The 14311-nt window shown below is 69.2% G+C and carries 16 protein-coding genes; 7 read left to right on the top strand and 9 right to left on the bottom strand.

Annotated elements, in window-relative coordinates:
- Positions 1-8 precede the first annotated feature (8 nt).
- Together ACWGIC_RS11475 and ACWGIC_RS11480 are read right to left on the bottom strand one after the other, a co-directional pair.
- On the bottom strand, positions 9-389 hold the full coding sequence (locus ACWGIC_RS11475; RefSeq protein ID WP_452075802.1) for a hypothetical protein: 381 nt from the start codon (positions 387-389) through the stop codon (positions 9-11).
- Between the two features lie 32 nt (positions 390-421).
- Complete coding sequence (locus tag ACWGIC_RS11480) at positions 422-1543, bottom strand: acyl-CoA dehydrogenase family protein (RefSeq protein ID WP_452075803.1); 1122 nt, start codon at positions 1541-1543, stop codon at positions 422-424.
- 135 nt (positions 1544-1678) lie between these two features.
- Between ACWGIC_RS11480 and ACWGIC_RS11485 the strand changes: the two genes are divergently transcribed.
- The 4 genes from ACWGIC_RS11485 to ACWGIC_RS11500 all read left to right on the top strand — a co-directional run bounded on the left by ACWGIC_RS11485 (position 1679) and on the right by ACWGIC_RS11500 (position 5228).
- Positions 1679-3136, top strand: a complete 1458-nt coding sequence (locus tag ACWGIC_RS11485) for an ATP-binding protein (RefSeq protein WP_452075804.1) — start codon at positions 1679-1681, stop codon at positions 3134-3136.
- Positions 3137-3242: 106 nt separating this feature from the next.
- Entirely contained in the window at positions 3243-3749 is a 507-nt protein-coding gene (locus tag ACWGIC_RS11490; protein WP_452075805.1) for a flavin reductase, read from the top strand.
- A 22-nt stretch (positions 3750-3771) separates the two neighbouring features.
- The gene (locus ACWGIC_RS11495; RefSeq protein WP_050788511.1) at positions 3772-4020 is read left to right on the top strand and encodes a hypothetical protein; all 249 of its coding nucleotides are present in this window, start codon (positions 3772-3774) and stop codon (positions 4018-4020) included.
- A complete protein-coding gene (locus ACWGIC_RS11500; protein ID WP_452075806.1) occupies positions 4017-5228 on the top strand; it encodes an amidase in 1212 nt (403 codons plus the stop codon). Before ACWGIC_RS11495 ends, ACWGIC_RS11500 begins: the two co-directional genes overlap by 4 nt.
- Here the strand turns inward: ACWGIC_RS11500 and ACWGIC_RS11505 are convergent.
- Positions 5225-5839: a response regulator transcription factor gene (locus tag ACWGIC_RS11505; RefSeq protein ID WP_452075807.1), complete on the bottom strand. Its 615-nt coding sequence runs from the start codon at positions 5837-5839 to the stop codon at positions 5225-5227. The genes ACWGIC_RS11500 and ACWGIC_RS11505 overlap by 4 nt on opposite strands.
- The gene (locus ACWGIC_RS11510; RefSeq protein WP_452075808.1) at positions 5836-6456 is read right to left on the bottom strand and encodes a nuclear transport factor 2 family protein; all 621 of its coding nucleotides are present in this window, start codon (positions 6454-6456) and stop codon (positions 5836-5838) included. Before ACWGIC_RS11510 ends, ACWGIC_RS11505 begins: the two co-directional genes overlap by 4 nt.
- A 369-nt stretch (positions 6457-6825) precedes the next feature.
- Between ACWGIC_RS11510 and ACWGIC_RS11515 the strand changes: the two genes are divergently transcribed.
- Positions 6826-7371, top strand: a complete 546-nt coding sequence (locus ACWGIC_RS11515; protein ID WP_452075865.1) for a TetR/AcrR family transcriptional regulator — start codon at positions 6826-6828, stop codon at positions 7369-7371.
- 1009 nt (positions 7372-8380) lie between these two features.
- On the opposite strand, the gene ACWGIC_RS11520 is transcribed toward ACWGIC_RS11515, so the two are convergent.
- Positions 8381-8593 carry a hypothetical protein gene (locus ACWGIC_RS11520; protein ID WP_037354589.1) on the bottom strand — a complete coding sequence of 71 codons (213 nt, stop codon included), beginning with the start codon at positions 8591-8593 and terminating at the stop codon, positions 8381-8383.
- A gap of 328 nt (positions 8594-8921) precedes the next feature.
- On the opposite strand from ACWGIC_RS11520, the gene ACWGIC_RS11525 reads away from it, so the two are divergent.
- Positions 8922-9476, top strand: a complete 555-nt coding sequence (locus ACWGIC_RS11525; RefSeq protein WP_452075809.1) for a hypothetical protein — start codon at positions 8922-8924, stop codon at positions 9474-9476.
- A gap of 33 nt (positions 9477-9509) precedes the next feature.
- Here ACWGIC_RS11525 and ACWGIC_RS11530 read toward each other — a convergent pair whose 3' ends face one another.
- Entirely contained in the window at positions 9510-10334 is an 825-nt protein-coding gene (locus tag ACWGIC_RS11530) for an acyl-CoA thioesterase (RefSeq protein ID WP_452075810.1), read from the bottom strand.
- 21 nt (positions 10335-10355) lie between these two features.
- Positions 10356-11084, bottom strand: coding sequence for an alpha/beta fold hydrolase (locus tag ACWGIC_RS11535; protein WP_452075811.1), 729 nt, complete (start codon positions 11082-11084; stop codon positions 10356-10358).
- 47 nt (positions 11085-11131) lie between these two features.
- On the opposite strand from ACWGIC_RS11535, the gene ACWGIC_RS11540 reads away from it, so the two are divergent.
- Positions 11132-12403, top strand: coding sequence for a cytochrome P450 (locus ACWGIC_RS11540; RefSeq protein WP_452075812.1), 1272 nt, complete (start codon positions 11132-11134; stop codon positions 12401-12403).
- 5 nt (positions 12404-12408) lie between these two features.
- On the opposite strand, the gene ACWGIC_RS11545 is transcribed toward ACWGIC_RS11540, so the two are convergent.
- On the bottom strand, positions 12409-13167 hold the full coding sequence (locus tag ACWGIC_RS11545) for a maleylpyruvate isomerase family mycothiol-dependent enzyme (RefSeq protein WP_452075813.1): 759 nt from the start codon (positions 13165-13167) through the stop codon (positions 12409-12411).
- A gap of 92 nt (positions 13168-13259) precedes the next feature.
- On the bottom strand, positions 13260-14240 hold the full coding sequence (locus ACWGIC_RS11550) for a small ribosomal subunit Rsm22 family protein (protein ID WP_452075814.1): 981 nt from the start codon (positions 14238-14240) through the stop codon (positions 13260-13262).
- Between the last annotated feature and the right edge of the window lie 71 nt (positions 14241-14311).

Genomic DNA, 14311 nt, shown 5'->3' on the forward strand with positions numbered 1-14311 from the left:
TCTCCGGTTCAGTCGGGCAGTTCGACGTCTTCGCGGACGGTCAGCGGACGGCCGATCCGGGCTTCGATCTTGGCGAAGCGCCACAGCTTGACGCCATTGCTGCCGACCTCCGTCGTGCGCAGCAGATTGCAGCCGGCTTTGACGGTTTCCTGGCTGTCGGCGTCGGCGAGGATGTAACAGGTCCACGGCCAGCCGTCGGACGGGCCGACCATGTGCGCGTCATCGTCGATGTCACCGATGAAAGTGATGCCCGGCAACGTTTTCAGCCGGTCCATCATGGACACGAAGGACTGCCAGACGTCGCCGATGGTGATGCCGTCGGCGGGAAGGTCGAAGAAGTTCTGGTTGATGCCGATGCAGAAAAGCACCCGCAGGGGCTGCGTGCTCACAGTCGGAGACTCCTCGTCGTGGTGGTGGCTGGTCAGCGGAATCCGGGGCTGGTCGGCGGCTGTCCCATGAGAACCGCGCCGGCGGCGTCGTGGATGGCCGGGCCCAGGAACGCATGCTGCTTGGGTACCAGTGCGTCGCCCTGAAGTCCACGCAGCGGATGCGTCGAGTAGATCGGCGCGGTGCCGGAAATCTCGACGAGCTTCGAGACGACCTCGGACGACGTCTTGGCCAGGTGCGCGGCCGAAAGCCGCAGCTGGGCGTTCTGCTCGTCGGTGGCCTCGTCGCCGGAAACGACGGTCTCCCAGACCTCGTGGCTGACCTCGTAGAACCAGGCGCGCGCGGACCGCAGCGCGGCCTCCGCGTCGGCGTACCCGGTGCGGTAGTAGCCACGATCGGCGAGTTTCGGCGCACCGGTGACGCCGGTGTAGCCAGCGCCGACCTCGCGGGCGTGGTCGAGCGCGGCGCGCGCGACGCCCGCGCCGACGATGGCGAGAACCTGTGCGGCGTAAGCGATCGTGGGGTAGCGGTAGAGCGGCTCGTCCACGGTGGGAGCGCCGCCGCGGATGAACGTCCATTCGCGCGGGACCTCGACGTCGCGCACGACCAGGTCGAACGAACCCGTGCCGCGCATGCCGACGACGTCCCAGTCCTGGACGATCTCGACCTGCTCGGGGCGCAGCAGCGCGGTGCGCGGTTTGCCGCCGGTCGATTCGTCGCCGGGGATGCCGACGCCGAGGATGTCCGCGCCCATGCAGCCGCTGGCGAACTTCCACCGGCCGTTCACCCGGAAGCCGGTTTCGGTCGCCGGGGCGGGCTGGACCGGGAACAGGCCGCCGGCGAAGGCGACGTCCGGACCGTCTTTGTACAGCTCGGCCTGGGTGTCCAGGGGGAGCGCGGCGAGGTAGATCAGCGACGAGCCGAAGCTGGCGACCCAGCCGGTCGAACCGTCCACTGTGGAAATACGCTCGATCAGGCGGAGGAATTCGGCTGGCGGAAGCGGGTTGCCGCCGAATTTCGCCGGCGTGCTGGCCCGGTAGACGCCGACCTGCTTGAGCCGGTCGATGAAGTCGCGCGACACGTAGCGCTGCTGCTGGAACTCGTCCTTGCGCTTGGCGAGCTCGGCGAGCACCTCCTCCATGGTGACTTCGCTCATCGCTGCTCCTCAGAATGCCGGTGCGGTCGCTCCGACGTTACGAACCCCAGCGGCGCGCGGGAATTGGTAGTGCCTGAGCGGGCGTAGGGGATTTCTTCAGTGCGGGCCGCCAGCCAGGGGCTTTACGCTGAGCCGATGGAAGCGGACCCGCGCGCGCCAGAGCTGACGACGCACGATTTCGTCGCGATGCTCAACGCCAGCCGTACGTGCGTGCTCGTGCACGACGGCGCGACGAAGAACATCCTGTGGGCCAACCCGGCTGCCTGCGAGATGCTCGAATGGAGTGTCACGGAGCTGCGGCCGTTGAAGGCGAACCACATGAGCAGCTCAGCGCAGCAGTACGACCGGGTGATCGGACGGGCGTGGCTGCAGGAGGCGGTCGACAAGGGCGTCAGCCGGATCGAATGGCATTACCGCACGAAGTCCGGCCGGGTGATTCCGACGGACGCGGTGGCGACCCGGGTCGAGCTGGCACAGGGCCCGGCGGTGATGGTGCAGTTCCGCGACATCGAACGCGAGCAGGAAATCGAGCGTGAGCTGCGGTTGACCACGTCCTGGGTGGACGCGCTGGCCCGGCAGACGTCGGCGGTCGCGTTGATGCTCGACGGCTCGGGCGAGCTGCGGTTCGCCACGGACTCCGCGGTCGCGCTGTTCGGTGCGACGCCGGACGAACCGCTCGGCCGCCTGACCGACTACGCGGGCCTGCGCCTCGACGACCGTCCGGCCACTTGGGACGAGGTCCGCGAACGCGCCGTGCCAGCCACGCAGGTGCGGCTGGAAATCCAGGGCCGGGTGTGGCTGGAGGGCAGCGTCGAACGGCTTCGCGAGCCTGGTGGAGACGCGTTTCTGCTGCTGCTCTACGACGTGTCCGAGCGGGTCCGCGGCGAGGTCCGGCGCGAGCGTGAGCTGCACCGGGAGAACTACCTCGCGCGCTACACCGCGATGGGCGACATGGCGATGGCGATCGCGCACGAACTGAGCCAGCCGCTCGCCGCCGCGGGCAATTTCCTGGCCGGTGTCCGGTCGCGGACGCTCGACGCCGCGCCGGTCGTGTACGGCATCGACAGTGCCGTCCGGCAGATCGAGCGCGCGAGCCAGATCGTGTCGTCCGTGCGCGCGTTCGTCGGGCATTTGGAGCACGTCGAGCAGGTCGCCGACCTCAACGAGATCGTCGAGGAATGCCTGTACTTCGTGCGGTTGCGAGCCGAACCGGCGGCGATCGAGGTGACCTTCGAGCGCTCTGCCGAAGCGGTGCCGGTGCACTGCGAACGCGTGCTGACCGGCCAGGTCGTGCTCAACCTGTGTTTCAACGCGATCGAGGAAATGGCGCAGTGCCCGCAGCAGCGGCGCACCCTGGTGCTCACCACGCGCCGCGACGGCGACACCGGCGTGGTCACCGTGGACGACCGGGGCCGCGGCTTCCCGCGCAATCCGTTCGACGAGTCGTTCACCGCGAAGGAACGCGGCAGCGGCATCGGACTGGCACTGAGCCACCGCATCATCACCCGTCAGCACGGGACGATCTGGGCCGAACACCGGGCAGGCGGCGGTTCGCGGTTCGGCTTCGCACTGCCCGCGACCGGCCCGGGTTAGGAATTCTTCAGCTACGCCGGGGAAGTTCTCGATATCCCGCGACCGGTGCGGCTTTGTACGGTCGAGACAGTCCCGGAAGTCCCACCCGGCAGTCCCAGGAGGCACCGTGTCCGAGCTGACCCGGACCCAGCGCGAATTCCGCACCGCGATGGCCAACCTCTCCGCGGCCGTCAACGTCGTGACCACCGCAGGCCCGCACGGCCTCGCCGGGATGACGGTGAGCGCCGCCTGCTCGGTCACCGACAGCCCGCCGACCGTGCTCGTGTGCGTCAACCGGTCGAGCCGGTCGCACGCGATCCTGGTCGGCAACGGCCAGGTCTGCGTCAACGTGCTCGGCCCCGGCCAGGAGGACCTGGCCATGCACTTCGCCGGAGCGACGAAGGTGCCGACCTCCGAACGTTTCGACCAGGACTGCTGGGACCTCGACAGCGAGGACGCCCCGGTGCTGCGCGGCGCGGCCGCCTCGCTGGTCGGCCGGATCGTCGCCGAACAGGAGCACGGGTCGCATTCGGTGCTGTTCGTGGAGATCGAGAAGGTGCTGACCGCGCCGGACAGCGGAGCTTTGGTGTACTTCCAGCGCCGCTTCCACCGGCTTGCCGCACTGAGCGCCTGATCGAGGAGAACCCGTGGACCGGATGACCCTGACCTGCTACAACGACACGCACGGCTACGGCTGGCGGCACGTCGACCTGTTCGTGCACGACGAGCACGGCCGCGAACTGGACTGGGTGCACTGGCAGGTCCCGGCCGACGGCCCGGACGCCGCCGACGAGGCCACCGCCCGCGTCGAGCCGCTGCTGCGCCGGACGTCCGAGTGGCGGCACGCGGTCAGCGCGAGCGGCATGGACTACTGGACCGCCGACGCCGCCTGGACCCAGCCGTGACCGGCCGGTGGTCGCTGCGCGCCCTGGTCGCCGATCTGTCTGCTGGCCGGACGACTCCGGAAGCGGCTCTTGCGGAGGCCCGCTCGCGGATCGCCGCGGCTTCTTTCGACGCCTGGGTTTCGTCGGCTTACGTGCCGGTCTCGACGGGTCCGTTGGGCGGAGTTCCGTTGGGAGTCAAGGACATCATCGACCTGGCCGGACTTCCGACCCGCTGCGGCTCTGTCCTGCGCGCGGATGCCCCACCGGCCACTGTGGACGCTCCCATCGTCCGCGAATGGCGTCGCGCGGGCGCGGTGCCGATCGGCAAGACGGTCACCACGGAATTCGCTTTCTTCTCGCCTGGACCGACGGACAACCCCGCCGCGCCCGGTCATACGCCCGGCGGTTCCTCCAGCGGTTCCGCCGCTGCGGTCGCCGCCGGACACGTTCCGCTGGCGCTGGGTTCGCAAACCGCTGGCTCGGTCACCCGGCCAGCCGCGTTCTGCGGAGTCGCCTCGCTGGTCATGAGCCGGGGCCGGTTCCCGGTCGACGGCGTCACCGGCCTGAGCCCGAGCCTGGACAGCCACGGCATGTTCACCGCAACGGTTTCGGATCTGGCTCTGGCCTGGTCAGCGCTGTCGGGCGAGCCGGAGGTCGCTGTTTCTTCGGCACCGCGACTGCTGGTGTGGTCGTCAGCCGACGCCAGCCCAGCTATGCAGACCGCGCTCAGTACTGCGGTTTCCCGGCTGCGAGCCGCGGGCGCTGTGGTCGACGAATTCCCGGACCCGGCTCTGGTCCCCGCTTTGACCGCCGCGCACCCCGTGGTGATGGCCTACGAGGCGGCGCGGGAACGTTCCGTTGAGCTTGCTTCCGCGGACCGCCTCAGCGCCCCGCTGGCGCAACTGCTGCGTACCGGCGCGGAGATGCCGCGCGCGGAATACGAAGCCGCGCTGGCCGTCGTCGCTTCCGGTGGCTCCCGTCTGGCCGAGATCGTGACCGGCTACGACGCCGTGCTCGCCCCTGCCGCGCTCGGTTCGGCCCCTGCTGGCCTGGCCGCGACCGGCGACCCGGTGTTCAGCCGCCCGTGGCAGGCGCTGGGCCTGCCGGTAGTCGCCGTGCCAGGTCTGCGCGACGAGGCCGGGTTGCCGCTGGGATTGCAGCTGATCGGCAGTGCCTCTGGGGAATCCGCGCTGCTGGGCACGGCTCGCTGGGCGGAGACGACGCTTTAGATGGTGACGCGATGGGTGAGGATGTCGCGGACCAGCGTCCCGAGGCTGTCCGCCGACGTCTTCGCCTTGATCCGCGCCCGATGCACGTCCACGGTCTTGACGCTGGTGCCCAGCCGGTGCGCGATCGCCTGGCTGGGCATCCCGTCGACCACCAGCCTCAGCACCTCCCGCTCGCGCTGGGTCAGCGTGTCGAGCCGCGCCCGGACCGCCTGCCGCTCCGCATGCTCGGCGAACCGGCGGCGGGCTTCGATGAGCTGAGTCTGTACTACCTCGACCATGCGCTGGGCCTGGTAAGGCTTCTCCAGGAAATCGACTGCTCCCGCGGTGAGCGCGCGAACTGACATCGGAATGTCGCCGTGCGCGGAACAGAAGATCAGCGGTGCCGGACAGTCGATTTCCGCGAGCTTTTCCTGCAGCTGAAAGCCGCTGATCGCCGGCATCCGCACATCGACGATCACGACCGAGGGCTCGGCCGGATCGAACTCGTCGAGGAAAGTCTGGGCGTCCGGGTACGTCAGCGCCTGCACGCCGACGCTCTCCAGCAGGAACACCAGTGACTGCCGGAGGTCCTCGTCGTCGTCCACCACGTGCACGACCGGGTCGTCGCTCATGGCTTCATCAGCACCGAGGCCGAGGGATAGTCGCTGGCCCAGCCTTCCGGCAGCGGGGCGATGAAGACGTTTTCGGTGCGAGTACGGGTGATCCGCCAGGTGTCGCCTACGCGGCGGAACGCGTTGTTCAACCGGCTGGACCGCAGGAGCGCCTTCCCGTCGGAGAACAGCCACGGTTGCATGTGGATCCACTGCCCGGTGGCCTCGTCGCCGTCGACGTGAATCTGCTCGGAGGTGAGGTAATGCGCGTTCAGCAGAAGCTCGGGATCCTTTTTCTCGCCCCAGAACCGCTGAAAATGCGCCCGGATGGCGTCGGAGCCCTCAGCCCGCCCGAACTGCCCGTCGTAGTACTCGCCGACGCCCTCCCAGACGGCGTCCTCGGTGTAGAGCGCCATGATGAGGTCGATCCGCTCGTCGTCGTCCGCGATGCCGAACTCCGGGCAGGGCGTGTCGCAGAGGAACATGTACCGCGCCTGCACCCGGCGGATCTCCGCCTCGGCCTCGAGCACCCCGACCCGCCGAACCAGCCCCGCGACGGTCTCCTCCAGCGCGGCGATCCGCCGGTCCTGGTTGGCTGCGGAGCCGGATTCGGACGTTGCGGCGTGCTCGAGAGACATCGTTTTCCTCACCAGGGAAGTAGTGCCGGGTGGCGCTTCAGTGCCGGGGTTGGCCTTTCGGTGCGGTTTTCGGCTAGCTGACAGGGTAACCGGACCGCTCCAGGCAGGACCCAGCCTCTGCCCGGTCCGGAAGGGTTGTCAATCGAATCGGCGAGTTATGCGCGGTGTGTTTCAACCGGACGGCGGCGGTTATCAATGGCGGGTTGCTTGGCGGGGCCCGGCCTGGTGCCCGCGCTCGACAGCCTGGTCGCGCTTGCCGGACCGTCTGCTTGGGATCTCCGGTGCGGACGCCGCCGTGGCCGGGCAGCTCTCGCCCCGTCCGCGATAACGTTGCGGTATGTGCGTTTCCACTGGTACCGGGCCTCGGCGATGAACGCGGCTCAGCGGGCCGACGCCCGGGAGAACCGCGAGCGGATCGTCGAGATCGCCCGCGAGGCGATCGCCGGTTCAGGGGAGCTGCGGCTGAACGCGGTAGCCAAGTCGGCGGGCGTCGGGCAGGGAACGCTCTACCGGCACTTCCCCACGCGCGAGGACCTGCTTGCCGAGGTGTACCGGCAGGAGGTGGAGGAGTTGGTCGCGCTGGCCCCGGAACTGCTGGCCGAACACGGACCGGTCGAGGCTTTGTCCCGGTGGTTCGGCCGGATCGCGGAATACGCGAGAGTCAAGCGCGGCGTTTTCGCGGCGCTGGAAACCGCCGTGTGGAAAGGCCTGTCCGAGGAAAGCCACGGCCCGCTCGGCGACGCCATCACCCTCCTGCTCGACGCCGGAAAGGTCGAAGGAACCATCCGCGACGACATCGACGCGCGCGACTTCTTCATCTTGTCGGGTTACCTGACCCGGCTGGAGGAGGACGAGTGGGATTCCCGTGCCCGGCACCTGCTGGACGTGTTGCTGCGGGGGGTTCTTTCCCGCTGAGCTGGCTGGCTTGGGCGGGGGCGGTGGATCTGTCGGCGCTTGGCTTTGCTGCATAATCGGAGGTCGGCGCGGATGAAGTCTGCTTGCAGGGCAACGGGTTTTGCACGTCTGGCGGCAATTGCAATGCCGTTCGCGACCGGCGGCAATTACAGTGTTGTTATCGAGGTGCGATGGGCGCGCTGCGGTGTGCTGGGCGGTTGAATTGCCCCAGCGGGTGCCTCCCTCGTGAGGTGAGGTGGGGGGCTGGCTGCGCGATCGCGCGTTGTGGCTTGGCGGGGATTGCGTGCTGCGGCGAGCGCGGCGTGACGAGCGGTGTGTGCGCCGCACGATGCGGTGCCGTGGGTGTCAGTGTGGACTGGCAAACCCGGAGTGAAAGAGCCGCGCCGCAGTGAGCACGGTGCAATGTGGAGACAGCGATCGCAGTGCGACGCGCGTGATGAAGCGAAGAGGCGCTGTGGCTGCGCGATCGCGCTGACCCGATGCGGGGACGGTGCGGCTATCGCGGTGGACGTGCTGCCGCAGACACGTGAATTGGGCACAACGATTGCGCCCGGCGGAAAATTGCGGCGCGAGTGCGGTTCGGCTCGCATCGTGTGGCGACCGTCGTCGGGCAGGCGCGGCGGTGAGAGCTGAGTGCCGTTGGGCGGGTGCCGCGTGGTGAGCGCAGCGTGCCGTTGGACGGGAGTGGCTCGGTGAGCGCAGAGTGCCGCTGGACGGGAGCGGCATGGTGAATGCAGAGCGCCATTGGGCAGGTGCGGCGTGGTGAGCGCTGAGCGCCGTCGGGCGGGTGTGGCGCGGTGAGCGCAGCGTGCCGTTGGACGAGTGCGACGTGGTGAGCGCAGAGTGCCCGAGCGGCGCTGGAAAGTCACGGAAGTTCAGTGCCGGTGCCAGCCGAAGGCCGCAGCGCCGGATGTGGTGTCCATATTGGACGGGCCGCTCGCGGATGCGGTCGACCCAGTCCCCCAGATTTCCCCAGTGGCAGTGCTGTTGGTGCTGTTGGTGTGGTAGCTCAGGAGGCGACGGCCAGGCGGACCCGGCGGTCGCGCGCGTACGAGACCAGTTCGCGGACCTCGTCAGTAGTAATGATGCGGACAGCGTCTTCCAGGATCTCGGCCGTGGCCACCTGCAGCGGCCAGGAACGCAGGCCGGGAGCGGGTTCGTGCCAGAACCACTGGCCTTGGGCGAGATCTTCGGCGGCGACGGTTGGTTCGTCGGTGTTCATGCCTGCAGCCTAACTGGCACCACCGACAGAAAATCGCTCTACCGGACATCCCGGGGCAACCCCGGAGGAAGCGCAAGAAGTGAATGCCGGTTCGGCGATAGTTCCTGCTGGTCGGGAGGACGCGAGCGGGGCGACGGGTGGTGTGGGTCACGCGTCCTGCGGGGGCGGCGGGCGAATCCGGAGGCCGGGCGCGAAAAGCAGGTGCCAGGCGGGCTGGTCGCTCCTGGCGGCGGGCCACGTGGATTTTGCACGGCCGGGTGGCCTGTCCTAGGCTTCGCCGGTCACCGCGCACACACCGGGAGTATCCGGGACGAGAGGAACGGTGCGAATGGCTTTGCGCGACCCCGAGGCGTACCGCGACGTCGATCTGCCGACGATTCTCCGGATGGAGCGGCGGCTTCCCTGGTACGGCTGGCCGCACCTGCCGTTGGGGCTGCTGGTCTGCGTGGCGGCGATCCTCGCCGCCTACCGGGTTCCGGTTTCGTATCACCTGACGACCGCGCTGGTCGCGGGCAGCGGCGTGGTCGGCGGATTCTCCGGGTACGGCTGCGGGCTGGTCATGGTCAGCACTCCGGATCTGGTCCAGACCGGATACCTGAATTGGCGGCGAACCCGGGTGCTGCGGGCGTTGCTCATCGTGCTCGGCGGGTTGTCCGCGGCTTCGATGGCGGTCGTGGTCGCCTGCCATATTTCGTTGCTGGCCGGGGCTTCCGACGAGCATCCGTTCCGGCTTTCGGTGCAGGCCGGGCTGTACTTGGTGCTCGTGGTCGCCAACACTGTGCTCGCCGGGCTCGAGGCGTGGCAGTTGTCGAAGATCCTGCGCGCGCCCGTCGCCGAGACCGCGGCGGAGCCGGCCGGGCCGGTGCGGGTCCGGCTCGGCTGACTGTCTGCGGCTGACTGTCTACATCGGACGGAGTCAGCGCCTGCGCAGCAGTACTTCTTGGGTCACGGAAGCAACAAGCCGCCCGTCGGTGGTGAAGAACTCGCCGTGGGTCAGGCCTCGGGTGCTTGCGTAGCTTGGGCTTTCCATGTCGAACAGCAGCCATTCGTCCGCGCGGAACGGGCGGTGGAACCACACCGCGTGGTCCAGCGACGTCAGCTGCGGTTCGCCCGGGTCGTCCCGGTGGGGCAGCAGGGCAGTGCCCGCCAGGCGGATGTCGGAGATGTAGGTGAGCGCGCAGACGTGCGCCAGCGGAGCGTCCGGCAGCGCGTCCTTCGCTCGCACCCAGATCCGCTGACGCGGGCCGCGGCCGGTGTCGGGCAGGCCGGTTTCCGGGTTGCTGACGAAGCGGACTTCGATGGCGGACAGGACGATCGGCGAGCGGTCCTGCTCGACGACGCCCGCTTCGTCCGGCGCGGGGACGTCCGGCATCCGTGCCTGGTGCGCACTGCTGTCCGCCTCGGTCTGGAACGACGCGGACAGGCTGAAAATGCTCTCGCCGTTCTGGATCGCGACGACCCGGCGCGTGGTGAACGAACCGCCGTCGCGAGTGCGTTCGACCTCGTAGATGATCGGCATGTCGGTGCGGCCGCCGCGGATGAAATAGCCGTGCAGCGAATGCACGTGCCGTGCCGAGGGCACGGTCGCGCCCGCCGCGGTGAGCGCCTGCGCCGCGACCTGACCGCCGAACGCCCGCTGCGGCGAACCCTGGTGGCACCAGCCGCGGAACAGGTTCAGCTCGAGCGGTTCGAGCTTGAGCAGCTGGTCTAGCCCGGTCCGGGTCGGATCGATCGTCGTCACCCGGCCAGTCTAAGCGCCTGCTCAGTCGCCTCGCGGGGTGAGCAGCGCCGCGACCGCGGCTGGATCCTCGACGTGCGCGTTGTGCCCGAGCCCAGCCAGGACCACTGCCTCGGGAACAAGGTCGCGCAGCTGTTCAGGACGGCACATCGGATCGTTTTCGCCGGCGGCGAGCACCACCGGGCAGCGCGCGGCCGCCAGGAGTCCCGGCATGTCCGGCCTGCCGACTCCGAACGCGGGTGGGTCCAGGGTCAGCCGCCAGCCGTCCGCGGTTTGGGTGACGCCGTCCGGGTCTGCCGGGGCCAGGCCGGTCAGCCCGGCGATCTTCAGATAGGCGGTTTCGGCCTCCTCTCGGGTTTCGAACAGTCGTGGCGGGCGGGCTGCCATCGCCGCGGCGCGGGCCAGGTCGTCTTCGCTCCACTCCACCTTGACGCCGACCGCCAGCACACTGCTGACGTCCAGGTCGTAGCGGCCGCTCGCCAGCTCCAGCGCGACGACACCGCCGAGCGAATGGCCGAGTACGGCGACCGGGCCGGGCTCGTCCAGTGCATCGGCGACCGCGGCCGCGAGCGTCTGGAAGGTGTACTCAGGCAGCCGTGGCGAACCGCCGTGGCCGGGCAGGTCCGGCGCGAGCAGCCGCCGGTCGAGCTGGCTGGCGAGGCCGTCCCAGACCGCGCCGGTGGCACCGAGCCCGTGCAGGAGCAGGACTGGCGGTTCGCCGTGTCCGGTGACGCGCAGCTTCAGCTTTTCCACCGGACGGATCTTTCCGCAGGCGGCGGTCTCGGGGCTAGGGTCGGAACGTGTCGAGTGCTGTCATCGCCGACCCGGACACCTACGTCACGGGCGTGCCTTACGACCTGCTTGCCCGTCTGCGCCGGGAAACGCCGGTGACGCGGATCGGCGACTTCTGGGCGGTGCTGCGCCACTCTGATGTGCGGCACGTGCTCCGCACTCCAGCGGTGTTTTCGTCGCAGTCCGGCGGCACGCAGATCCGCGACCCGGCTACCGCCGAGGACCTGCGGTACGTGCGCCGGATGATGCTCAACATGGACCCGCCCGAGCACGGCAGGCTGCGCGGGCTGCTCACAAAAGCCTTCACCCCGCGTGCGGTCGGCCGGATTTCGGAACGGATCGAAGGCTGGGCGCGGGATCTCGTCGCGGCGGTGGCCGAGCGCGGCGAATGCGATTTCGCCAAGGACATCGCCGCCGACCTGCCGTTGCTCACACTCGCCGAGGTATTCGGCGTGCCCGAGCAGGACCGCAGGCTGATGTTCGACTGGAGCAACCGCGTGATCGGCTTCCAGGATCCCGAATACGCGGTGAGCGCGACCGTCCGCGCCGGCGACGTCACCGGCCTCGCCCGCGCCGCGCTGGCCGTGCGTCCAGAACCCGGCCCGGACGGCCAGATGCCGGATCCGCGCAGCCGCGCCGGAATGCCGGATCTTTACGCCTACGCGCACGCACTCGGCGAGCACAAACGCGCGCATCCCGGCGACGACGTGATGAGCAATTTGATGCAGTACGTGGACGACGACGGCGGCCGAGTGTCGATTGAGGAGTTCGAGAACCTCTTCTGGTTGTTTTCCGTCGCTGGCAACGAAACTCTGCGCAACGGCCTGCCCGGCGGGATGGCCGCGTTGCTCGCGCATCCTGAGCAGTACCGCACACTGCTCGACGACCGGAGCCTGCTGCCCGGCGCGGTCGAGGAGATGCTGCGCTGGCACACGCCGGTGATGCACTTCCGCCGCACCGCGACGCAGGACACCCGGCTGTCCGATGTGGACATCAAGGCCGGGGACAAGGTCGTGGTGTGGTTCTCCTCGGCCAATCGCGACGAGACGGTGTTTCCCGATCCGGACGTGTTCGACGTGACGCGCGCGCCGACCGAACACCTGACGTTCGGCCACGGCCCGCATTTCTGCCTCGGTGCGCATCTCGCGCGGATGCAGATGCGGGCGTTGTTCGAGGCGGTGTTCGACCAGCTCGGCGAGGTCCGGCTCGCGGGCGAACCCCGCCGGCTGCGGTCGAATTTCCAGAACGGGATCAAGAGCCTCCCGATCCGCTGGGACTGACCGGATCAGCCGAAGCCGACGAGCGAGAGCCAGCGGTCCAGGTACACCGTGTCGCCGGTGCGGTGCGCGATGTCCGACGACAGCCTGCCGTAGACCATCAGCAGCAGATCGCCGAGCGGTGCGGCCGCGGTGACCGCCGCTTTCGCCGGCGGGCCCGGGTGCCAGGCCAGCTGATCCCCGGTGAGGTCGACCGTCCAAGACGTCGCGTGGTCGGTCGGCGCGAGGTGGATCGTGCGGTCCGGGCCCAGCAGTTCTCGGCGTTCGGGTACGTGCTCCAGCAGTTGCGGCAGCGACCCGAGCTCCAGCCATTCCTCCATCGCGTCGTGCGCGACTTCCGGCGCGACGGTGAATTCCCTGCCCGCGGCCAGCGTCGCGTCGGCGCGGTGGATCAGTGTCTCGTTCATGAACCGGCGCGCGTAGAACGCTGCTCGCGGCGGCCCGTTCGGGACCGGCGTGAACACCTCCGCGTCCGGACCCGCTTCGCGCAGCGTCGCCACCAACGCCTTCGCCCCGTCCACGAGCCACGACGCCGGCCGCGGGGTGTCCACCGGATTCTGGAGTCTGTCCTCCGGCAGCCAATGGTCCGCCCGGGTGCGCACGGTTTCCTCCGCCCACCGGTGGCCGGTGCTGACATGGTCGAGCAGTTGGCCGAGGTTCCACTCCGGGCAGGCCGCGACCCGCACCGTCCGGTCCGCGTCCTCGACGGCCGCGGCGAGCAGTTCCGTCTGCCGCACAATCTCGGCGCAACGTTCGTGGAAATCCATGGAAAGTCCCCTCCGGTTCAGATCCGCTGACACCAGGCAGTCGGAGCCGGCACCACCATCCAGACACCGCGACCGGAGAAACTGTCCCCCAGTTACTCCGCGCTCCAGGCGTCTCCCCATTCCGCGTCGCGGGCGGCGCGGTAACGGACGCCGTGCCGCTTCGACACGACAGTGCCGGGCGCGAGTCCGTCGACCGTGCAGAGGTCGAGTTGCACGAACCCCTTGTGCTTGCGCGGATGCCGGATGATCCGGGCCGACGGACGGTCGACCGGTGCCGACGTGGCCGCCACATACGAGAACTTTTCGTCCTCGAAGCCCAGTGTGCCGGACTTGATCCGCCGGTGCACCCCGCTTCGGGGCAGCCGGGCGGAGAAATGGCACCAGTCCTCTCCTGGCTTGATCGGGCAGACGTCGTCGTGCGGGCACGGCGCGACCACGCTGAGACCCAATCCGCGCAGCACCTCGCGAGCTTGCCGGATCCGCGCGAATCCCGCTGGCGTCCCTGGCTCGATGAGCACGACCGTGCCTGCTTGCGTGGCGAGCCACCGGACGACGTCGGCCCGGCCGCGTTCGGGCAGTTCGCCGAGCACGTACGACAGCGTGACCAGGTCGGCTTCCGGTGCCGCGGACGCGGGATCGACCAGCCCGCGCTGCCAGGTCGCGGTGCGGACGGCCGGCTCGCCGGCGTTCGCCGCCAGCTTGCGTCCCAGTGCCAGCGCGGCTGCCACCTGCTCAAGGACAGTGCATTTCTCCAGCGACGGCCAGACCTCGGCCGCTGCCCAGACCGCCGCTCCGGTGCCGCCGCCGACGTCGACGTGCGACTTCGGGGCGAACCCGGGCGCGGCGGCAGCCACTTCGCCCAGCACCGCACTGACCGCCGCGTACGTCGCTGGCATCCGGTACCCGGCGTACGCGGCGACATCCAGCTCCGAAGAGAGGATCGGCGAGGTTGCCGAGTCGCCTTGTCGATAACGCTTGCTGAGCCGGTCCACGGCCTGCGCGAGCCGGGATTCGGGGAACCGGCCGAGCTCGTCGTCGAGGGCGGCGCGGAGGGCTTCGGGAAGTACTGCCACGGACACCGATTCTCCCACGCCCGTTTTGTCTCCCGAAGTTCGCCTGACCTGCTAGTTTCGCGACCGGGAAA

The organism is Amycolatopsis sp. NPDC054798, from assembly GCF_053611505.1.